The organism is Caloramator quimbayensis (assembly GCF_900167605.1).
GTDB lineage: Bacteria > Bacillota > Clostridia > Clostridiales > Caloramatoraceae > Caloramator_B > Caloramator_B quimbayensis.
Map to the genome: position 1 here is coordinate 118,978 of NZ_FUYH01000004.1, position 20,968 is coordinate 139,945.

At 32.5% G+C, this 20,968-nt stretch carries 27 protein-coding genes; all 27 read left to right on the forward strand.

What is annotated here, in order from left to right; genetic code table 11:
• The first annotated feature begins 120 nt into the window (after positions 1 to 120).
• Entirely contained in the window at positions 121 to 1,194 is a 1,074-nt protein-coding gene (locus B5D15_RS03675; protein WP_078695759.1) for a M24 family metallopeptidase, read from the forward strand.
• An 87-nt stretch (positions 1,195 to 1,281) separates the two neighbouring features.
• On the forward strand, positions 1,282 to 1,839 hold the full coding sequence (gene efp, locus B5D15_RS03680; RefSeq protein ID WP_078695760.1) for an elongation factor P: 558 nt from the start codon (positions 1,282 to 1,284) through the stop codon (positions 1,837 to 1,839).
• Positions 1,840 to 1,926: 87 nt separating this feature from the next.
• Complete coding sequence (locus B5D15_RS03685; RefSeq protein WP_078695761.1) at positions 1,927 to 2,352, forward strand: CD1247 N-terminal domain-containing protein; 426 nt, start codon at positions 1,927 to 1,929, stop codon at positions 2,350 to 2,352.
• Positions 2,353 to 2,464: 112 nt separating this feature from the next.
• A complete protein-coding gene (spoIIIAA, locus tag B5D15_RS03690; RefSeq protein ID WP_078695762.1) occupies positions 2,465 to 3,418 on the forward strand; it encodes a stage III sporulation protein AA in 954 nt (317 codons plus the stop codon).
• 25 nt (positions 3,419 to 3,443) lie between these two features.
• Positions 3,444 to 3,962: a stage III sporulation protein SpoIIIAB gene (gene spoIIIAB / locus B5D15_RS03695; protein ID WP_078695763.1), complete on the forward strand. Its 519-nt coding sequence runs from the start codon at positions 3,444 to 3,446 to the stop codon at positions 3,960 to 3,962.
• A gap of 15 nt (positions 3,963 to 3,977) precedes the next feature.
• Entirely contained in the window at positions 3,978 to 4,172 is a 195-nt protein-coding gene (gene spoIIIAC, locus B5D15_RS03700) for a stage III sporulation protein AC (RefSeq protein WP_078695764.1), read from the forward strand.
• A gap of 11 nt (positions 4,173 to 4,183) precedes the next feature.
• Positions 4,184 to 4,570 carry a stage III sporulation protein AD gene (gene spoIIIAD / locus B5D15_RS03705; RefSeq protein WP_078695765.1) on the forward strand — a complete coding sequence of 129 codons (387 nt, stop codon included), beginning with the start codon at positions 4,184 to 4,186 and terminating at the stop codon, positions 4,568 to 4,570.
• A 9-nt stretch (positions 4,571 to 4,579) separates the two neighbouring features.
• The gene (spoIIIAE, locus tag B5D15_RS03710) at positions 4,580 to 5,722 is read left to right on the forward strand and encodes a stage III sporulation protein AE (protein WP_078695766.1); all 1,143 of its coding nucleotides are present in this window, start codon (positions 4,580 to 4,582) and stop codon (positions 5,720 to 5,722) included.
• 4 nt (positions 5,723 to 5,726) lie between these two features.
• Positions 5,727 to 6,308, forward strand: coding sequence for a stage III sporulation protein AF (spoIIIAF, locus tag B5D15_RS03715; protein ID WP_078695767.1), 582 nt, complete (start codon positions 5,727 to 5,729; stop codon positions 6,306 to 6,308).
• Positions 6,309 to 6,317: 9 nt separating this feature from the next.
• Positions 6,318 to 6,911 carry a stage III sporulation protein AG gene (gene spoIIIAG, locus B5D15_RS03720; RefSeq protein ID WP_078695768.1) on the forward strand — a complete coding sequence of 198 codons (594 nt, stop codon included), beginning with the start codon at positions 6,318 to 6,320 and terminating at the stop codon, positions 6,909 to 6,911.
• A 68-nt stretch (positions 6,912 to 6,979) separates the two neighbouring features.
• The gene (locus tag B5D15_RS03725; RefSeq protein WP_078695769.1) at positions 6,980 to 7,468 is read left to right on the forward strand and encodes a SpoIIIAH-like family protein; all 489 of its coding nucleotides are present in this window, start codon (positions 6,980 to 6,982) and stop codon (positions 7,466 to 7,468) included.
• Positions 7,469 to 7,599: 131 nt separating this feature from the next.
• Positions 7,600 to 7,995, forward strand: a complete 396-nt coding sequence (locus tag B5D15_RS03730) for an Asp23/Gls24 family envelope stress response protein (RefSeq protein ID WP_078695771.1) — start codon at positions 7,600 to 7,602, stop codon at positions 7,993 to 7,995.
• Positions 7,996 to 8,052: 57 nt separating this feature from the next.
• Positions 8,053 to 8,595 (forward strand): alkaline shock response membrane anchor protein AmaP, encoded by a 543-nt coding sequence (amaP, locus tag B5D15_RS03735; protein WP_078695772.1) that lies wholly within the window; start codon positions 8,053 to 8,055, stop codon positions 8,593 to 8,595.
• 14 nt (positions 8,596 to 8,609) lie between these two features.
• A complete protein-coding gene (locus tag B5D15_RS03740; RefSeq protein WP_078695773.1) occupies positions 8,610 to 8,834 on the forward strand; it encodes a DUF2273 domain-containing protein in 225 nt (74 codons plus the stop codon).
• 15 nt (positions 8,835 to 8,849) lie between these two features.
• On the forward strand, positions 8,850 to 9,269 hold the full coding sequence (nusB, locus tag B5D15_RS03745) for a transcription antitermination factor NusB (protein WP_078695774.1): 420 nt from the start codon (positions 8,850 to 8,852) through the stop codon (positions 9,267 to 9,269).
• Positions 9,262 to 10,182: a tRNA (adenosine(37)-N6)-threonylcarbamoyltransferase complex transferase subunit TsaD gene (locus B5D15_RS03750; protein WP_078695775.1), complete on the forward strand. Its 921-nt coding sequence runs from the start codon at positions 9,262 to 9,264 to the stop codon at positions 10,180 to 10,182. The genes nusB and B5D15_RS03750 overlap by 8 nt, the downstream gene beginning before the upstream one ends.
• Position 10,183: 1 nt before the next feature.
• The gene (locus B5D15_RS03755) at positions 10,184 to 11,029 is read left to right on the forward strand and encodes a bifunctional 5,10-methylenetetrahydrofolate dehydrogenase/5,10-methenyltetrahydrofolate cyclohydrolase (protein ID WP_078695776.1); all 846 of its coding nucleotides are present in this window, start codon (positions 10,184 to 10,186) and stop codon (positions 11,027 to 11,029) included.
• On the forward strand, positions 11,022 to 12,239 hold the full coding sequence (xseA, locus tag B5D15_RS03760; protein WP_078695777.1) for an exodeoxyribonuclease VII large subunit: 1,218 nt from the start codon (positions 11,022 to 11,024) through the stop codon (positions 12,237 to 12,239). Before B5D15_RS03755 ends, xseA begins: the two co-directional genes overlap by 8 nt.
• Positions 12,226 to 12,468, forward strand: coding sequence for an exodeoxyribonuclease VII small subunit (gene xseB / locus B5D15_RS03765; RefSeq protein ID WP_078695778.1), 243 nt, complete (start codon positions 12,226 to 12,228; stop codon positions 12,466 to 12,468). The genes xseA and xseB overlap by 14 nt, the downstream gene beginning before the upstream one ends.
• A gap of 4 nt (positions 12,469 to 12,472) precedes the next feature.
• A complete protein-coding gene (locus B5D15_RS03770; RefSeq protein WP_078695779.1) occupies positions 12,473 to 13,348 on the forward strand; it encodes a polyprenyl synthetase family protein in 876 nt (291 codons plus the stop codon).
• A 12-nt stretch (positions 13,349 to 13,360) separates the two neighbouring features.
• Positions 13,361 to 13,798 carry a divergent PAP2 family protein gene (locus B5D15_RS03775; protein ID WP_078695780.1) on the forward strand — a complete coding sequence of 146 codons (438 nt, stop codon included), beginning with the start codon at positions 13,361 to 13,363 and terminating at the stop codon, positions 13,796 to 13,798.
• A 651-nt stretch (positions 13,799 to 14,449) separates the two neighbouring features.
• Entirely contained in the window at positions 14,450 to 15,031 is a 582-nt protein-coding gene (locus B5D15_RS03780) for a hypothetical protein (RefSeq protein WP_242948685.1), read from the forward strand.
• Positions 15,032 to 15,047: 16 nt separating this feature from the next.
• Positions 15,048 to 16,910 carry a 1-deoxy-D-xylulose-5-phosphate synthase gene (dxs, locus tag B5D15_RS03785; protein ID WP_078695781.1) on the forward strand — a complete coding sequence of 621 codons (1,863 nt, stop codon included), beginning with the start codon at positions 15,048 to 15,050 and terminating at the stop codon, positions 16,908 to 16,910.
• Positions 16,911 to 16,919: 9 nt separating this feature from the next.
• Positions 16,920 to 17,732 (forward strand): TlyA family RNA methyltransferase, encoded by an 813-nt coding sequence (locus B5D15_RS03790; protein ID WP_078695783.1) that lies wholly within the window; start codon positions 16,920 to 16,922, stop codon positions 17,730 to 17,732.
• Between the two features lie 71 nt (positions 17,733 to 17,803).
• On the forward strand, positions 17,804 to 18,661 hold the full coding sequence (locus B5D15_RS03795; protein ID WP_078695784.1) for an NAD(+)/NADH kinase: 858 nt from the start codon (positions 17,804 to 17,806) through the stop codon (positions 18,659 to 18,661).
• Between the two features lie 16 nt (positions 18,662 to 18,677).
• Positions 18,678 to 19,130 carry an arginine repressor gene (locus B5D15_RS03800; RefSeq protein WP_078695785.1) on the forward strand — a complete coding sequence of 151 codons (453 nt, stop codon included), beginning with the start codon at positions 18,678 to 18,680 and terminating at the stop codon, positions 19,128 to 19,130.
• A gap of 11 nt (positions 19,131 to 19,141) precedes the next feature.
• Positions 19,142 to 20,842: a DNA repair protein RecN gene (gene recN, locus B5D15_RS03805; RefSeq protein ID WP_078695786.1), complete on the forward strand. Its 1,701-nt coding sequence runs from the start codon at positions 19,142 to 19,144 to the stop codon at positions 20,840 to 20,842.
• The last annotated feature ends 126 nt before the right edge of the window (positions 20,843 to 20,968 follow it).

Consider the following 20,968-nt stretch of genomic DNA (forward strand, 5'->3'; position numbering starts at 1 on the left):
GTTTGCATTATATCTACAAATTTGCTAAAATACTATTGTTATGTATATATACTATGCTATAATCAAAATTTATTATTTTAGTGTATGAAAGATGTAAGCCTTTTTAAGGAGGTGCAGTAAATGATTGAAAAGAGAATAGCAAGGTTTAGACAGCAGTTCGAAACATTAGGTATAGATGCAGCGCTTATAATAAGCGATGTTAACAGAAATTATCTTACAGGTTTTACTGGAGATGAGAGCTTTGCTATAATAACAAAGAATAAGGCCTTTTTTATTACTGATTCGAGGTATACGGAGCAGGCAAAAAAACAAGTAAAAAACTTTGAAATAATAGAATATAAGCCTCCTTCAGTACAGGAATATATTAAGAAAATAGTTTTAGATAATGAAATAAAAAGAATAGGATTTGAAGAAGATAGAATAAGCTTTTCAGAATATGAGAAATATAAAGAAACTCTTGAAGGAATAGAGTTAATAAAATTAAACGGTGCAGTTGAAAATCTCAGAATAATAAAGGATGAAGAGGAAATAGAACTTATTTCAAAGGCTGCACAGATTGCAGATGATGCATTTTTACATATTCTCAATTTTATAAAACCTAATATGACGGAAAAGGATGTTGCTCTCGAACTTGAATTTTTTATGAGACAAAAGGGTGCATCAAAGCTTTCTTTTGATTCTATAGTAGCATCTGGTAATAGGTCATCCCTTCCTCATGGAGTTGCATCGGATAAAGTTATTGAAAAGGGAGATTTTTTAACCCTCGACTTTGGGTGCATCTATGAGGGGTATTGTTCAGATATGACAAGGACAATCGTTATAGGAAAAGCTGATGATAAGCAGAAAGAAATATATAACATAGTTCTTGAAGCGAATAAAGAAGCACTTGAAGCGATTAAACCTAAGATGGCTTGCTGTGAAATAGATAAAATTGCAAGGGATATAATTTCAAATAAAGGTTATGGTGATAGATTCGGTCATGGTTTAGGCCATGGAGTTGGAAGAGAAATTCATGAACAGCCAAGGCTCAGCGCTTTTAGTAAGGCTGTTTTAGAAAAAGGTATGGTAGTAACTGATGAACCGGGAATATACATTCCTGAATATGGAGGAGTAAGGATAGAAGATTTAGTGCTTGTAACAGAAGATGGATATAAAGTTTTATCCAAATCTTCAAAGGAGTTAATAGAACTATAATTTTTTAAGAAAAAATCAATAATTTATAATAATTAAGTTTAAAATATTAATATATAGCAAATAATATCTAATGGAGGGATAATGTTCATGATTTCAGCAGGAGATTTTAGAAAAGGTGTAACTTTTGAATTGGATGGACAAGTTTACACAATAGTTGATTTTATGCATGTAAAACCTGGAAAGGGAGCTGCCTTTGTAAGAACAAAACTTAAAAATGTTGTTACAGGAGCAGTTGTTGAAAAAACTTTCAGCCCAACAGAAAAGTTCCCAGAAGCTATAATTGAAAGAAAGGAAATGCAGTATCTTTATAACGATGGAACTTTATACTATTTCATGGATATGGATACCTATGATCAGGTTCCTTTAAACCATGAAAAGGTTGAGGATGCTATAAAGTACCTTAAGGAAAATATGTTTGCAATAATAAAATTCTATAAAGGAGAAGCATTCTCTGTTGAAGCACCAAACTTCGTTGAACTTACAGTAACTGAGACAGAACCTGGTTTTAGAGGAGATACAGCTACTAACGTTATGAAGCCTGCTACTGTAGAAACAGGAGCAACATTTATGGTGCCTTTATTTGTAAACACTGGAGACGTTATAAGAATAGACACAAGAACAGGAGAATATATGTCACGTGTATAATGCATACTAATATTGATTGATAGCAGTTGTTTTCAGTATTAGTTATCTGCTGTTAATCAATATTATTTTATTTAAGGAGGCGTTACGATGGAAAACGTTAAAGAAAAGGTAGCATACTTAAAAGGATTAATGGAAGGACTTGAACTCGATAACAGCAGCAAAGAAGGAAAACTTTTTAAGGCTATTATAGAAACGATGGATGAAATGGCAGAGGCAATAGAAATACTTGAAGAAAATCAGAACGAACTTGATGAATACGTTGATACAATGGATCAAGATTTGGCAAGACTTGAGGACGATATATATGAAGATGAAGACGAGGATTATGACTATGAAGATGATGATGACGGATATATAGAAGTTGAATGTCCTAACTGCCATGAAACAGTTTACCTTGATGAAGAAATGTTCGAAGATGACGAAGATGAAGAAATAATATGTCCAAACTGCAATGAACCAATACATTTTGGATGTTGCTGTGATGACGAAAATTGCAATTGCAAAGATGAATAAGTCTTTAACTTCCCGAAAAACCGGGAAGTTTTTTTTATTTAATTTTATAATATTTTGTTATAAATTTTATGGACTCATAATAAACATTATATTAAGAAAGGGGGACATGTCCATGACGGATGACAAAAGTATTTTAGAAACACTAAAAAGAGAAATACTGCCTCTTTTATCTCAGAGAGTGTCATTGATGATAGAAAGACTAAGCATTAATGACATGAGTGGAATTGAAGAAATTAGAATGAGAGCAGATAAACCGCTTATGATATTTAAGGGTGGTGAAGATTTTTTTTTAGGTGAGCAGGGCCTACAAAAACATAACATTAAATCTTTTATAGTAGAAAGAAATGATATTGAAAGAACGCTTCAGCTTATGAGCGATTTTTCTATATATGCAGTTGAGGAAGATTTAAAACAGGGTTTTTTAACATTAAAAGGCGGTCATAGAGTTGGAATAGTGGGAAGGATTGTGCTTGAAGAAAACAGAATAAAAACGGTAAAGAACATATCAAGTTTGAATATAAGAGTTGCAAGAGAAGTTAAAGGATGTGGAATTTCTGCCGTAAAAGAGCTCTACTGTGATGGCGTAAAGCATACCCTTATAGTTTCTCCACCAGGGTGCGGAAAGACTACTCTTTTAAGGGATATAATTAGGATTTTAAGCTGTGGATGTTCAGATATAAATTTAAGAGGATATAAGGTTGGTATTGTAGACGAAAGATCAGAGATTGCTGGGTGCTATCTTGGAATACCTCAAAAGGATGTGGGCATTAGGACAGACGTTATAGATGCATGCCCTAAAGTACAGGGTATTTTTATGCTTTTAAGATCTATGTCTCCTGAAATAATAGCAGTTGATGAAATAGGAAGCTTAAAGGATGCTCAAGCTATTGAAGAAGCTATAAATTCAGGAGTTAAAGTAATTGCAACTGTTCATGGAAAAGATATGGATGAAGTTTTAAAAAGACCAGGTATAAAAAGTCTTATGGAGAATGAGGCCTTTGAAAGGGTAGTTATATTGAGCAGAAAAAGGGGGCCAGGAACGATTGATAAGATAATAAAGTTTTAAGAGCTTAAGAAAAAGGAGGGTTTTTATGCTGAAAATTTTAGGAAGCATAATTGTTGTTGCATCAACTTCTGTTATTGGTTTTTTGTATGCGATGATATTTACTGAAAGGGTAAGGCAGATTAGGGATATGCAGTATGCTCTTAATATTCTTGAATCAGAAGTGGTTTTCAAATCAACACCTGTAGCAGATGCGTTTTACTTTGTTTCACTGAATTGTACTGAAACTATAAAAAATATTTTCAATCATATGAGCAATCTTATAAAAGACAGAAATGTACAGAGCATTTCAGAAGCTTTTGACAGCGCATTAAATGCCTTTAAATCTGATTTATATTTTGAAAAAGAAGAGACAGAAGTAATAAAGGCTTTTATGCAGACTCTCGGATGCGGGGATTTAGAAGCGCAGAAAAAGAATTTTAATATAACAGTTGAAAAGCTTAAAAATTTTGAAAAAAATGCAGAAGAATCTAAGAGGAAAAATGAAAGGCTTTATAAATATCTTGGTGTTTGCTGCGGAATAATGATAGTAATAATTTTAATATAAAAGAGGTGAAAAATAATGGATGTGGGGCTTATATTTAAAATTGCTGCAGTTGGCATACTGATAGCTGTGCTTGACAAGATACTAAAAAATCTGGGCAAGGATGAGCAGGCAACTCTTGTTACATTAACAGGATTAGTTGTTGTTTTAATGATGGTAATCGGTCTTATCAGCAGACTTTTTGATAGTATTAAAACCCTTTTTCAATTGTAGAAGGTGATTAAATGGAAATAATTCAAATACTTATTATAGGTATAATTTCAACAGTAATTATAGTAATGCTTAAGGATGAGAAACCTGAGATTGCAATGCAGATTAGTCTTGCGGCAGGGATTCTTATATTCCTTCTTATGATAAGCAGAATTACTATCGTTATTCAAGCGCTTCAGCAGATAGCTGCAAAGGTAAATATAGAATATACATACATCAATGTAGTGCTTAAAATAATTGCTATTGCATATCTTGCTTCCTTTGGAATAGAGATTTGTAAAGATGCTGGACAAACATCTATTGCAGGTAAGATAGAAATGGCAGGAAAGATACTCATAATCAGCCTATCAATACCAATATTGATGGCGGTAATGGACATGGTTCTAAAAATAATGCCATAGGTGAAAATTATGAAAAAAAAATATATTATTTTAACCTTTTTATTTTTATTTTTATTAAACTTTAAGGCTTATGCAAAAGACGATAATAATCTTTTAGATATGTCAAAGCTTGAAACATTTTCACAAAGATTACAGGCAGAAGAAAACTATCTGCCAGATATAAGTTTTTCGAAAATGATTAGTACATACAAGGAAACAGGTTCAACAGGTATAACTTTAAAAACATTTTTACAAAGTCTTTTGAAGTATATATTTAATGAAGTGACTGCAAATTCAAGACTATTTGTTGAGCTTTTGATTATAGGCATATTATGTGCAATACTTCAAAACATACAAAATGCCTTTCAAAGCGATGGAATATCAAAAATAGCTTATTATGTATGCTTTTTGATTATGGTAATCATAATAATAAAAAGCTTTACTGTATCGATTGACATTGGCAAGAAAGCAATAAACAGCATGATTGAATTTACCAATGCATTAATGCCGGCATTGATTGTGCTTTTAGCAGCAGTTGGAGGATTTTCGTCAGCAGCAACCCTTGATCCTATTTTGATGTCTTCAATAAAAATTACGAGCGATATCATAAGAGACTTAATAATTCCAATGACTATGATAACTTCAATATTATATATCGTTAACAATTTAAGCGATGAGATAAAAATCTCAAAGCTTGCGGATTTAATTAAACAGATAAATCTTTGGATACTTGCATTTATTATGACAATATTTACTGCTGTAGTAACTATAAGGTCACATGCCAGCTCAACTTTTGATGAGGTTGCAGTAAAATCTGCAAAGTTTGCTGTTGATAACTTTATACCTGTTGTAGGAAAATGCTTGTCTGATGCTGTTACAACAGTTGCTGGCTATTCATTGATATTAAAGGACGCAGTAAGCATAGCAGGTCTTATAATAATGGTTATTATCTGCATTTTTCCTTTGATTAAAATAATAATAGTTGCTTTAATTTATAAATTTGTCAGCGCAGTTATGGAGCCTATAGTTGATAAAAAAATTATAAATTGTTTAAGCGCTGTTGGAAATTCTATAACAATGATATTCGTATGCGTTTTATCAGTAGCAGTTATGTTTTTTATTATGATAACTATTATAGCTCAAACTGGAAGATTTATTGTAATGGCAGGGTGATTATATGTTAGAATTTTTAAAAAGTTATATTTTATCAGTTACAGTTATAGTATTATTCCTTGCATTTATTGATATTATTCTTCCTGAAAATAGTATAAAAAAATATGCAAGATTTGTAACTGGACTTATAGTGATAGTAACGATACTATCGCCTGTTTTTAAAATTTTTGATAGAAAAAACGATATTGAAACATATATATTAAGTTATCAAAATGAATATAATACTGTTTTTACTAATTCTAATCAGATAGATGTACAAAGGAAAGTAAAACTTCAAACTGAACAAATATTTAAAGAAAAATTAAAAGAGAGTATTGAGAAGGAAATATATAATTCAACCAAAAAAAGATATTCCATAACGGATATAGCTTTGGATAAAGGAAATAGTGATGACATATACAGTTTTGCTAATATAAAGCAAATAAAGCTTAAAATTTTAGAGGATAACTCTTCAATAAAATCTGTAGATAAAGTAGTCATTGGAGAGGGAAATCAAAAGTATGATGAATATAGAGATGATGAGGTAGTTAAAATACTTCAAACAAAATATGATATAAATCCTTCTATTATAAAATTTGAAAAGTGAGGGATTAGGATGAATTTAAAAAAGTTTATAGAAAAATTAAATTCAAACAGAAAAAAGAGCATATATTATTTAATTGTTTTACTCCTTTGCGGTGTACTTTTAATACTTATTGGAGATATAACCTCTACCCTTTATTCTAAGAAGTCTAAGGAGACTAAAAATACTGTTGAAGTTAACACTAATTCAAATATAATTACAACTTCTCAAAGCTTTGAGGATAAGGTAAAAAAGGATTTAATAGATACACTTTCCCAAATACAAGGAGTTGGAAAGGTAAGTGTTATGATATATTTTGAGGGAGGAAGCGAATCAGTTCCAGCCCTTAATGTAAATGATACAAATAAAAAGGTAGAGGAAAAAGACAGTCAGGGTGGAGTTAGAGTCACAACAGAAATGAGTAAAAATCAAAATGTCGTTATTATAAGCGAAGGAGGGAATAGTAAACCTTATATTATAAAACAGATTAATCCATCAATAGGAGGAGTTATGGTTGTTGCTGAGGGAGCAAACAGTTCTGAAATAAAGGAGAGAATACTAAATTCAGTAAAAACAGTTCTTAATATACCTGCAAGCAAAGTATCAGTAATGCCAATGAAAAAGTAATCTTTAATCAAGTATAATATTTAAGGCATTCACATATAATTATTTAGAATAAATAATGGGGGGATATTATGTCAAACTTAAGAAGGCAGACTATTATAATTGCTGTTTTAATAGTACTTATAGGATGTGCTGGGTATTTTGCAAAGAGGTTTAATGATACTGCTCAAAACACAGGGGCACTAAGTTCAAGCCTTAAAAAGCAGACAACTAACTTTTTTGCTGAATCGAGGATGGGAAGAGACAACCAAAGAAGCGCAATGAAGGAAGAATTTGAAAAGATAATAAGCGATGACAAGGCAAATAAAGAAGCAAAAGCAGCCGCTTCTACAAAACTTATGCAGATTTTAGATTGGGGCAACAAAGAAAACACAGTAGAAACCCTCGTTAAGGAAAGAGGTTTTGAAGATGCGATATGCTTTATTGATGACAATGGAGTTGAACTTTGTGTAAAAACCAATGAACAGCTGACAGAGGAACAGGCAAATCAGTTAAAGGATATTATAGTAAGAACAACTCATGTTTCCCCTTCTAATATAACTATTAAATCAAAGCAATAATGATTAACAAAATAATGCGGCGAAGATTCGAATAATAATTTCGCCGCATTATATAGTTTTGTAAAATTATTGATTTTTTGCTATAATAGATGTAGACTTAGAATATAGATTTTGTGCAGGAGGTGGTAATAATGGATGAAAATACAACTATGATAAATGAAGTTGGAGAAGTTAAAATTGCTCCTGAGGTTGTGAATATTATAGCATCCCTTGCAGCAACTGAAGTTAAAGGTGTTGCAGGTATGAGTGGAGGATTTACTGATGATATTGCTGAAAAGTTTGGAATGAAATCCTCAAATAAAGGTATAAAAGTTCAACTTGGAGAAGAAGAGGTTGTAATAGATCTTTTCCTAATATTAGAATATGGATTTAGAATTCCCGAAGTTGCATGGGAAGTTCAGCAGAATGTAAAGAAAGCTGTTGAAACTATGACAGGACTTAAGGTCGTTGAAGTAAATATACATGTTCAGGGTATAAATATTTTAAAAGAGCAAAAGGAAGAAGAGACAGTTAAAAAAACAAAGTAATATTTGTTAACCCTCTATTATAGAGGGTTAATTTTAAATTACAAAGGAGATGAATTTATGAACAGTTTGAATAAGTTTATACTTATTCTGTATATTTTAGGGCTTACATGTCTTTATGTGCTTTTTATGCTTATTCCATTAAATTATGTATCCTATAGTCAGGTTATACAGTATTTGAATGATTTATACGGTGCATATAAATGGTATTATTTAACAGGAACTGTACTTCTAATTATTCTAAACATATATATAATTGCTTCTCTTTTTAAAGGCTCAGAATCTTCAAAGCTTGGAGTCTTAAAAAGTATGCCTGAGGGAGACATGTACATATCAAATGAAACCATAAAGTCCCTTGTTCTTAAAACTGTAAGCCAGACAAAGGGAGTAAAGGATGTTAAAGTTTTTGTAAAGCCCGGAAGAGATAATATGAATATACTTATAAAAGCTCTAATTCTTCCTGATATAAATATACCTAATACGATTAAACAGATACAAGAAAATATTAGAACTTATATAGAAAATGTTGCAGAAATTCCAGTTGGAGAGATAAAAGTTGTTGTAGAAGATATAGCTCAAAGTACAAAGCTTCGTTTTGAATAGAGAGGTGTTTTAAGATGTGGAAAGAAGTTATTTTAAATATCTTCCACAATAACCAGGGAAAATTTATCGGAACAATAGCAGGACTTATAATTGCAGTATTTATATTATTGATTGGATTTTTTAAAACACTGTTTATTGCAATATGCGCATTTATAGGGTATTATATTGGAAAAAAGATAGATAATAAAGAGAGTATAGTAGAAATAATACAAAAAATACTTCCTGATGAATGGAGATAATTGGAGGAATGATTGATGAGCAGAAAACTTGCAAGAGAAACAGCAATGACATTGATATATCAGATGGACTTAAATAATTCAAAGGCATCGGAAGTTTTAGATAATTTTTTTGAAAATAACGATACAGAGTTTGAAAGCGATGATGTTGAATACATAAAAAGCTGTGTTTCTGGAGTAGAAGAAAACCTTAATATGGTAAACAGCTATATTGAGAAATATTTAAAATCAGGATGGAAAATAGGCAGGATTTCAAAGGTAGATCTTGCAATATTAAGGCTTGGTATATATGAAATGCTGCTAAGAGATGATGTGCCGCCAAAAGTTGCAGTAAATGAAGCCGTAGAAATTGCGAAAAAATACAGCACAGAAGAGTCGAAAGCTTTTATAAACGGCATACTTGGCAACATAATAAGGGAGATAAAGGATAATGCATAGGGTATTAGGAATAGATACAAGCAATTATACCACATCCGTTGCAATTGTTGATAATGGAAGCATCGTTTATGATAATAGAAAACTGCTTAAAGTAAAAGAAGGAGAAAAGGGCTTGAGACAATCTGAAGCCCTTTTTCAGCATGTAAACAATCTTCCATCTCTTTTAAACGATAAAACTGTAAAAAGCCTTGATGCAGTATGCGTGAGTATAAAACCAAGACCAAAGGAAGAATCCTATATGCCTGTATTTAAAGCAGGTCAAAGCATTGCAGAAGCAGTAGCCTATACCAATAATATAAAAATTTTTTATACAACGCATCAGGAGGGGCACATTGAAGCTGCATGCCGTTCAATTGATTTTGAGTATAAGGAATTTATTGCATTTCATCTGTCAGGAGGAACTTCTGAGGTTTTATATGTAAAAAGGGATAAAAATTATATTATAGAAAAAATTGGAGGAACAAAAGATATAAGCTTTGGACAGCTTGTTGATAGAATTGGAGTAGCATTAGGATATGAGTTTCCTTCAGGAAGTTATGTGGATTTAAAAGCATTGCGCTGTGTTAACTCTGAACTTAGAATACCATCAAGGGTGGATGGATTAGAATTTAATCTTTCTGGGCAGGAAACTTTAGGATTAAAATATATAGATAAAGGCTATAATCATGAAGAGATATGTTATGCTGTCATGTTATGTGCTGCAAAAACTATAGAGAAAGTTATTATAAATTCATTAAAGACTTATAAGCTTCCTGTTTTAATAATGGGGGGAGTAGCATCGAGCAGCTTTTTGAAAAATTATATAACAAAAAAATTTTTCAATAGCGTATTTTTTTCTAATCCTAAATATGCATCAGATAATGCAACTGGAGTTGCATTTATTGGATATATGAATTTGGGAGGTGCTTTTTAAAATGGGTATTATCATGGATGGAAAGAAAATAGCAGAGGGTATAAGGACAGAATTGTCAGAGAAAATAAAAAAGATTGAAATGGAAAAGAAAGTTAAACCAACTCTTGCAACGATTATAGTAGAAGGTGATGAAGCTTCAGCTTCTTATGTTAAAAACAAAGAAAAGGTATGCCTTCAAACAGGTCTTGGTTCTGTAACTTATGAACTAAAAAAAGATACAAAGGAAGAAGAACTGATAGAGATTATTAAAGAATTAAACAGCAGAGAGGATATACACGGAATAATTGTACAGGTTCCCCTGCCAAAGCAAATAAACGAAAACAAAATAGCAAGTTTAATCGATTATCGTAAGGATGTTGACTGCTTTAATCCTGAAAATGCAGGAAGGCTGTTTAGAGGAGAAAAGTGCTTAATGCCCTGTACTCCCAAAGGCATAATAAGGCTTATGAAAGAATACGGTATTGAAATATCAGGCAAAAAAGCTGCAGTAGTAGGTAGAAGTAACATAGTTGGGAAACCTGCAGCTATTATGCTTTTAAACAATAATGCAACTGTAGTTTTGTGTCACTCGAAAACTTCTGATTTAAAGTCACAGCTTATAGATTGTGATATAATTGTAAGTGCAGTAGGAAAGCCTATGCTTATTACTGCCGATATGGTAAAAGAAGGGGCAGTTGTAATAGATGCAGGAACAACTATGGTAGATGGAAAACTCAAAGGAGATGTTGATTTTGAAAACGTATTAAAAAAGGCATCGTATATAACTCCTGTTCCAGGTGGAGTAGGGTCAATGACAACAACGATGCTCATTGAAAATGTTTTGGAGGCTTTTAATAATTATGAGTAAACAGCCCTTTACAGTATCGACTTTAACTACATATATAAAGGATATAATTGAAAGCGATGTTGAACTTTGCAACGTTACAGTAACAGGAGAAATTTCTAACTTTAAATATCATTCCTCAGGGCATATGTATTTTACTTTAAAGGATGAAGACGCAAAGATTAAATGTGTTATGTTTAAAGGGTATAACCTCTTTTTAAAATTTTTGCCTGAAGACGGTATGAAGGTTATAATATCAGGATATATTTCTGTATATGAACGGGATGGACAATACCAGCTGTATTGCTGCAGCATGCAAAAGGATGGATTAGGCAGTCTTTATGAAGCCTTTGAAAAGCTTAAGCAAAAGCTTGAAAAAGAAGGACTGTTCGATGAAGAAAGAAAAAGGCAACTGCCTTTGCTGCCTGAAAAAATAGGGGTAATAACTTCACCCACAGGAGCAGTAATTAGAGATATTATAAACGTTTCTTCAAGAAGATACAGCAATGTAAAGATACTTCTCTACCCTGCAAAGGTTCAGGGGGAAGGTGCAAAGGAAAGCATAGTTGCGGGCTTAGAATATTTTAACAGCAGAGATGATATCGATGTTATAATAGTTGCCAGAGGAGGAGGTTCAATAGAAGAATTGTGGGCCTTTAATGAAGAGGAAGTTGCAAGAGCGATATATAAAAGCAATATTCCGGTTATATCTGCAGTAGGCCATGAAACTGATTTTACAATATCGGATTTTGTCAGCGATATTAGAGCATCAACCCCTTCCCATGCAGCAGAAATTGCAGTACCCTCTTATAATGATATTAAATATAAAATTAAAAATATAGAAAACAGATTGATATCTAATATAGAGGATAATATAACAAGAAAAAGATATATAATAAATGATTTTATGAGGATTATAAATTCTAAATCTCCTGCAAATATTATAGTTCAAAATCAGCAGTATATAGATTCTATACAATATAAATTAATTAATTGTGTTAATAATAAAATTATATTTAATAAAAATCGTATTGAAATAGCTGTAAACAAAATAGATGCGTTAAATCCTGCAAAGATACTTTTAAGAGGATATGGGTATGTTGAAAATAAAGGAGAAATAATAAAAAGCGTAAAACAATTGAGCATTGATGATAAAATAAATCTTCACCTTAGCGATGGTAATGTAAAATGCAGGGTGGAGGATATTTTGGAGGATAAAAATGGAACAAGGTAGAGAAAACATTAAATTTGAAGATGCATTAAAAAGACTTGAAGAAATTGCAGATTATATGGAATCTGATAATCTTTCTTTAGAGGAGTCCTTAAAAATGTTTGAAGAAGGTATGAGGCTTGCAGATTTTTGCAATAAAAAGCTTGATAGTGCTCAAAAGAAAATAAGCATAATACTTAAGGATAAGGATTCAAACATAGTAGAAGAGGACTTTACTTTAGAGGAGGAATAATTTAATGGACTTTCAAAAGGAACTTATGCTAAAACAGGAATTAATAAATAGAAGGCTTGAAAAGATAATAAATGAGGATGATGCTCCAAAGAAAATTGTTGAGGCAATGAAATACAGCCTTCTTGCAGGGGGAAAAAGAATAAGGCCGGTGCTTGCGGTATCGATATGTGAGGCTCTTGGTGGCAAAATAGAAGACATTTTAGATTTTGCATGTTCTATAGAACTTATACATACCTACTCTTTAATTCACGATGACCTTCCTGCTATGGATAACGATGATTTAAGAAGAGGTAAGCCGACTAATCATGTGGTATTTGGAGAAGCAACTGCAATACTTGCAGGGGATGCACTTTTAAATTATGCCTTTGAAATAATTCTTAAAGAGGCATTAGATAAGAATAAATATTGTTATCTAAAGGCTGCAGACATTATTGCAAAATCTGCAGGAATAAAAGGTATGATAGGCGGACAGGTAATTGATTTAGAAAGCGAAGGATTAAACATAAGCATTGAAGCTTTATATAATATGCATAGAAAAAAAACAGGAGCACTGATTGAGGCCTCCTGTCTTTGCGGGTGTATTATTGCACAAAAAGAAGATATGACAGATACAGTTAAAGAATATGGGAAAAATCTTGGAATTGCATTTCAAATAGTTGATGATATACTTGATTATGAGGGAGATCCTAAAAAACTCGGTAAAAATACAGGAATTGATAAGAAAAATAATAAATCTACATTTGTAAGCATTTTAGGTATAGATGAATCAAAAAAACTTGCTCAGGAATATTCCAAAAACGCAAAAAATAATGCTAAAATAATAGATAAAAGCGGATTTCTTTTAAGTCTTACTGATTATCTACTAAACAGAGAAAGCTAAAGGTGGTATATCGTGTCAATAGGTGGAATACTTCATAACAAAATACTGATTGCAGCAGTTATAGGATGGGCGGCAGCACAGATACTAAAGGTTTTTACTGCATATTTTAAAATTGGCAAAATAGATTATTCAAGGCTTGTAGGTTCTGGAGGAATGCCAAGTTCCCACTCGGCCTTTTCAGTAGCATTGGCAGTAAAATCGGGGAATCTTCTTGGATTTGACAGCCCAGAGTTTGCTATAGCTCTTTGCCTTGCGCTTATAGTAATGTATGATGCTGCAGGAGTAAGAAGAGCTGCTGGAAATCAGGCAAGAATATTAAATATGATAATAGACGATATTAAAAATGAAAAAGGCATTAAGGAAGAGAGATTAAAGGAGCTAATAGGACATACACCTGTAGAAGTTATTGCAGGTGCCCTATTAGGAATAATTATTGGCATTATTGTATAGAATACAACATTGAGATGTTGAGGGTGATATGATAGAATTATATTCTGTTCCAAGTGGCGCAGTATTCTAGTCAGCTGTGTTTATTATGAAGGCGGGGCTAAAAATCCGCCAAAGGGCACATCGATGAAGTTCCTTGTGCTGGCTCGCTACGCCCAGTAGTGGGTTGGTGCTGGGAGTAAGGGGGATGGGGCGACCGCAATGGCATGCGCAATCGACCCTACCCTCGCGGAGACCTATGTACGTGCTGCATTGGCAAGTACGGCATAGGATTAAACCTGCAATGCGGTATTAAGCTGCGTGCAGTGTAGCCTGCCTTGAGTGGAACTGGTGGAGGATAGATCAGATACAAAATCTTTGGATCCAAGGTTTTGTATTATCGCTATAGGAAACCAGTTTTGCAAAAGAGGCTAATAATAAATCAGGCTGTTGAGGAAAACTCCTAGACTGTTCCAAAGAGAGGAAGAAAAGGGATTGCAGTGTGGACTAAGTGGTAATCCAGCCCCATATATGGCAACAATATGGACTTTTGGTTAAAGGGAAACCGCCACAGCGGCGACGCTGAGGTCTTAAAAGTGGGAAAGCCTGCTGGACCTAAGCCGCAAACTTAACCTTTTCTTCTGCCACTTGGATTATACATAGAGGTAGAGTTTTATGAAGGAAAAAGAAAAAAAGAAAAAAATTAAATTATATGCAAAAAGAACAAAGGATAAAGGTTCAAATTATAAATGGATAATAGGAATAACTTTATGGACCTTTTTAATTTCTGCATTTATTAGTTTCATATCAGATATTCTTCTTTCTAATGTTGGAATATTAATTGCATTTATTATATTAGTTATTATAATACTTACAGGAATTGTATTTGATATTATTGGAGTTTCTGTTACAGCTGCAGATGAAGTTCCCTTTCATTCTATGGCATCAAGAAAGGTAAAAGGAGCTAAAACATCTGTGCTTTTGATTAGAAATGCTGATAAAGTTTCAAATTTCTGCAATGATGTTATAGGCGATGTCTGCGGCGTTGTAAGCGGAGCTACAGGTGCTGTAATAATAAGCAAAATATTATACTCCGCAAATATACATAATAAGACTATATTAACCTTATCCATAAGTGCTTTTATAGCCTCAATGACTGTTGGGGGGAAAGCAGTTGGAAAAAACTTTGCAATATCCCAAAGCAACAATATAGTATATTCAGTTGCATGGATTATAGAATCTCTGAAGGGAAAATAAAAAAGATGAGGTAGAAATGATGAGTCTTTTAGATGGTGTTAACTGGCCAAGCGATATAAAAAAACTTAAAATCGATGAGCTATATAAGCTTTCAGAGGAGATTAGAAATTTTTTAATTCAAAACGTCTCAAAAACAGGCGGGCATCTTGCTTCTAACCTTGGCGTAGTTGAGCTTACAATAGCACTTCACAGAGTATTTGATATGCCTGTTGATAAAATAGTATGGGATGTTGGACATCAGTCCTATGTTCATAAAATAATTACAGGAAGAAAAAATAAGTTTAATACTTTAAGAAAATATGGAGGGCTTAGCGGTTTTCCAAAGCCAAAGGAAAGTCCCTATGATGTCTTTGCAGCAGGGCACAGCAGCACATCGATTTCTGCTGCTCTTGGAATGGCAAAGGCGAGGGATTTAAAAAATGAAAATTATAATGTAGTTGCAGTAATAGGAGATGGAGCATTAACCGGAGGTCTTGCTCTTGAAGGATTAAACGAAGCAGGTATTTCTCATACAAAGATTATAGTGGTTTTAAACGATAATGAAATGTCTATATCTCAAAATGTGGGAAGTATTGCAGCCTATTTAAGCAAAATAAGGACTGATCCAGCATATTTGACATTTAAAGATGAATTGGAAATGATATTGAAAAAAATCCCTGCTGTTGGGAATAATTTATATAAAGGTGCGGAAAGATTAAAAGAAAGTTTAAAATACTTGGTTGTTCAGGGGATGCTTTTTGAAGAGCTGGGCTTTACATATTTTGGGCCAATCGATGGCCATGATATACAAAAGGTAAGTGAAGTTTTAGAAAGAGCAAAGCATAAAAAGGGCCCTGTACTTGTTCATGTTGTTACTAAAAAGGGAAAAGGATACTGCTTTGCTGAAGAAAGTCCCGATATATTTCATGGAGTTGGACCCTTTGAAATTGAAACAGGAGAAAATATAGTTTCAGGGAAAACTACATATTCAAATATATTTGGAGAAGAGATAGTAAAGGCTGCAGAAAAAAATAAAAACATAGTAGCAATAACTGCAGCAATGCCGGATGGCACGGGATTGAAGGATTTTGAAAAAAAATATCCTTCAAGATTTTTTGATGTTGGTATAGCAGAGCAGCATGCTGTAACTTTTGCAGCAGGTCTTGCAGCAAATGGCTTAAAACCTGTTTTTGCAGTTTATTCAACATTTCTTCAAAGAGCCTATGACCAGATTATACACGATGTATGCCTGCAGGATCTTCCGGTTTTATTTGCAATAGACAGATCAGGCATAGTTGGAGAAGATGGAGAAACTCATCAGGGCGTATTTGATATAGCTTATTTAAGGTCTATTCCTAATATTACAATACTTTCACCAAAGGATATTTTTGAATTCAAAGATATGCTGAAATGGTGCTTTGAATATGAAAGACCTGCTGCAATAAGATACCCCAGAGGAGGGGACTTAGATGTTAAGTTCCCATGCTATGATAATATAATAAAAGGAAAATGGGAAATATTAAAAGAGGGTGAAGATATTGCAATACTTGCAGTTGGAAGGATGGTCCAATTTTCCTATGGAGTTTTAAATAGATTGAAAAACAGCAATAATATAAATGCTGCATTAATTAACTGTAGATTTATAAAGCCTATAGATGTTGTTCTTCTTGATAAAATTTTTGAAAAATATAAAATTATATTTACTGTTGAAGACGGATTGCTCGCGGGAGGCTTTGGCAGTGCAGTTTTAGAATATGCATGTGAAAAAAACTATAAAGGTAAGATAGTAAGGATTGGCTTTCCTGATGAATTTATACCTCATGGAAACTCTTCTATTTTATATAAAAAATATGGTTTGGATACCGATGGCATATATGAAAAAATACTTATGAATATATGAGGAGGAAAGATGGCTGAAGATAAGGAAAGAATAGATCAGCTTCTTGTAAAAAGAGGTTTTTTTGATTCAAGAGAAAAGGCTCAGAAAAATATAATGGCAGGTTTGGTTTTTGTTAACAATAAAAGAATAGATAAACCGGGAGAAAAGGTGCCTATACAATCTAACATAGAGGTAAAAGGAGAAGCTATTCCATATGTAAGCCGTGGCGGTTTAAAACTTGAAAAGGCTATTAATGAATTTTCAATAGATTTAAAAGATAAAACTGCAATGGATGTGGGAGCTTCAACAGGAGGTTTTACGGACTGTATGCTTAAAAATGGTGCTAAATTGGTGTATGCAGTTGATGTTGGATATGGTCAGCTTGCCTGGGAGCTTAGAACTAACCCCAAGGTAGTATGTATGGAAAGAACTAATATACGTTATGTAAAACCTGAGAATATAGACACAAAAATCGATTTTGCATCAATAGATGTTTCATTTATATCCTTAAAACTTGTTTTACCTGTTGTAAAGCAGCTTTTAAATCCTTTAGGAGAAATAGTATGTCTCATAAAGCCTCAGTTTGAAGCAGGAAGAGAAAAGGTAGGGAAAAAAGGCGTTGTAAGAGATGCTGCTGTACATAAGGAGGTTATATCAAAAATATTGGATTTTGCAATGGACATAGGATTTAAAATTAAAGGCTTAACCTTTTCGCCTATAAAAGGCCCAGAAGGGAATATTGAATATCTTGCATATTTAATCAATGATGATGATGCTGAAGGTAATATAGAAGGTTTAATAGAAGATATTGTAGAAAAATCCCATAAACTTCTTGAAAAATAGAGTAAAAAAGAGGATTTTTAAGGTTGTTATAGAAATAATATATAGGTTTAGGCGTTATTGGCGGTGAAATTATGTCAAAAGTATCAATAATCACGAATTTATCTAAAGATAAAGATTTAAAGATGACAGAGTTAATCGTTGAGTGGCTTGAAGAGAGAGGATTTAAGGTTCTGTTATTAGAGGAAGCTGCCAATAGATTAAAAAGAAAGGAATTAGGATGTAATACAAAACAAATATATAGTCTATGCGATTATGCAATAGTTCTTGGAGGAGATGGTACTCTTTTAGGTGCAGCAAGGGAAGCTGTAAATTATGAAACGCCTCTTCTTGGGGTAAATATGGGACGTCTTGGGTTTATTACTGAAGTTGAAGTAAAAGACGTATTTACAGCCCTTGAAAAAATTTGTAAAAAAGAATTTGCTATAGAAGAAAGATTGATGCTTGAGGCACGGGTGATAAAAGAAGGAGTAAATACTGACGTTTTTTATTGTTTAAATGATTTTGGAATTACTAAAGGAATTCTATCAAGGATAATCACTTTAAAAGTATATGTAAATGATGAATATATGGATACTTATAATGCAGATGGAATTGTTATATCAACACCCACAGGATCAACCGCTTATTCGCTTTCTGCAGGAGGCCCTATAGTTAATCCTAAAATAGGTGCAATAATAATAACACCCATCTGTCCTCATTCTTTAGGCTCAAGATCCATTGTAATATCAAAGGACGAGGTTGTAATGGTAGATGTTGAAGATGATAACCAAGGAGTATATTTAACTACAGATGGACAAAGAGGTTATAAACTTAAAAACGGTGACAGGGTAATAATAAGAAAAGCTCCATTTACTGCAAGACTAATAAAGGTTTTTAATAGAAGTTTTTATGATGTAATGAGAAATAAATTAAAGAATGAAAGGGAATAAAGAAAGGGGTTTTTTTATGAAGATTGCAAGACATGCGAAGATTTTAGAAATAATAGGAGAAAAGGACATAGAAACTCAGGAAGAGCTTGTAGATGAGCTTAGAAATGCAGGAATAGATGTAACTCAGGCTACTGTCTCAAGAGATATAAAAGAGTTAAAACTTATAAAAGTTCTTTCAAACAGCGGTAAGTATAAATATGCTCACATCGCAGAAAGTAAAAATATTCTTACTGATAAATTTATTAACATTTTTACTCAATCAGTAATTAATATAGATTATGTTAATAATATTGTTATCGTAAAAACACTATTCGGTTCAGGACCTGCAGCTGGAGAAGCGATAGATAATATGGGACTCGATGGGCTTGTAGGAAGTGTAGCTGGTGATAATACTCTGATTTTAATAGCAAGAACTCCTGAAAAGGCTCAGGAGATAGTTTTAAAGTTTAAAAAAATATTAAATGAATAGGAGGAGTATAAATGCTCCTGCAACTTCATATAAAGAATTTTGCGCTTATAGATGATGTTAATATAGATTTTTATAATGGGCTTAACATTTTAACAGGAGAAACCGGAGCAGGAAAGTCTATATTAATAGATTCTGTAAATTTTGTGTTAGGCGAGAAGCAAAGTAAAGATATAATAAGAACAGATGAAGAATCTGCCTATGTGGAAGCTGTATTTGAAAGCAGCGATGAAATCAATGAAATTCTAAATTTAAATGGAATTGAATCTGACGATGTTTTGATTATATCGAGAGAAATTAATCTAAACGGCAGGACTGTATCGAGGATAAACAACAGAACGGTTACAGTAAACCTATTAAAACAGATAAGCGGTTTATTAATAGATATACATGGGCAGCATGAGCACCAATCGCTGCTAAATGAAAATAGTTACATCGATATACTCGATTCATTCTGCACAGATGGATTTAAAGAAGTTAAAAATGAATTTAAAGATATATATCATAAAGTCAAAGAAATAGAAAAGGAAATAGAAAAATTAGAAGAAAATGAAGAGTACAAATCAAAGAGGATGGATTTACTAAAATATCAGATTCAGGAAATTTCTGAAGCTGGTTTAAAAAACGGTGAAGATGAGGAGCTTATAAAAAGGAGGAATATATTATCTAATGCTGAAAGAATATATTCTTCATTATCTTTAATTTATTCAGAGCTTTACGGGGGAGAAAATAGAGAATGTGCCTATGACAAAATTGGTACAAGCATTGCAAATATAGAGATTGTTGAAAAATATGACGAAAAATTAAAAGATATAAAATCATCAATGGAAGATGTTTATTACAAACTTGAAGATATAATAGATGTAATAAGAGATTATAAGGATTCTATAGAATTTGATTCAGAAGAACTTGAGAGAATTGAATCAAGACTTGATTTGATAAATAATTTAAAGAGAAAATATGGCAGTAATATAGAAAGCATACTTTCTTATCTAATAAAGATAAAAGATGAATTCTCCTTGATAGAAAGAAATGAAGAAATTATAGAAAAATATAAAGAAGAGCTTGAGAGGCTGAATTTAAAACTTTATGAGCTTACAGATAAAATTACAGATGAAAGGAAACAGACAGCATTAAAGCTTGAAAAATTAATAGAGAATGAACTGAAATATCTTGGAATGGGAAAAGCTCTTTTTAAGATAGTTATAGATAAAAAGAACAAATTAACAGATAATGGAATAGACGACATTTTATTTACTATGACAGCAAATCCTGGTGAACCATTAAAACCTTTAAACAAAGTAGCTTCAGGCGGTGAAATGTCAAGAATTATGCTTGCCATAAAAACGGTTATAGCAGATATAGATAAGATACCGACGCTGATATTCGATGAAATTGATACAGGAATAAGCGGCAGAACAGCTCAGTGCGTAGCTGAGAAGATGAGCGAGATTTCTAAATCTCATCAGATTCTGTGCGTTACTCATCTTCCACAGATAGCTTCTATGGCAGATATACATTTTAAAATTGAAAAAGATGTTAATAAAGAAAAGACATTCACAAAAGTATATAAACTGGATGATAATGAAAAAATTGAAGAATTATCGAGAATGCTTTCAGGTGCTCAGGTTACGAATATTACTCGAAGCCATGCAAAAGAGATGATTGAGCTTGCTCAAAAATTTAAAAAGCAAACAAAAAAGCTTAAGTTTTAACTTAGGCTTTTTTTATTTGCTTTTTTGATTAATTAGATGATGCTTTACATTATAGTTTTATATTGTTATTGCTTCCCACATTATTATAGTATATATGGACATTAAAAAGGTTAATTTAGAAGTAGA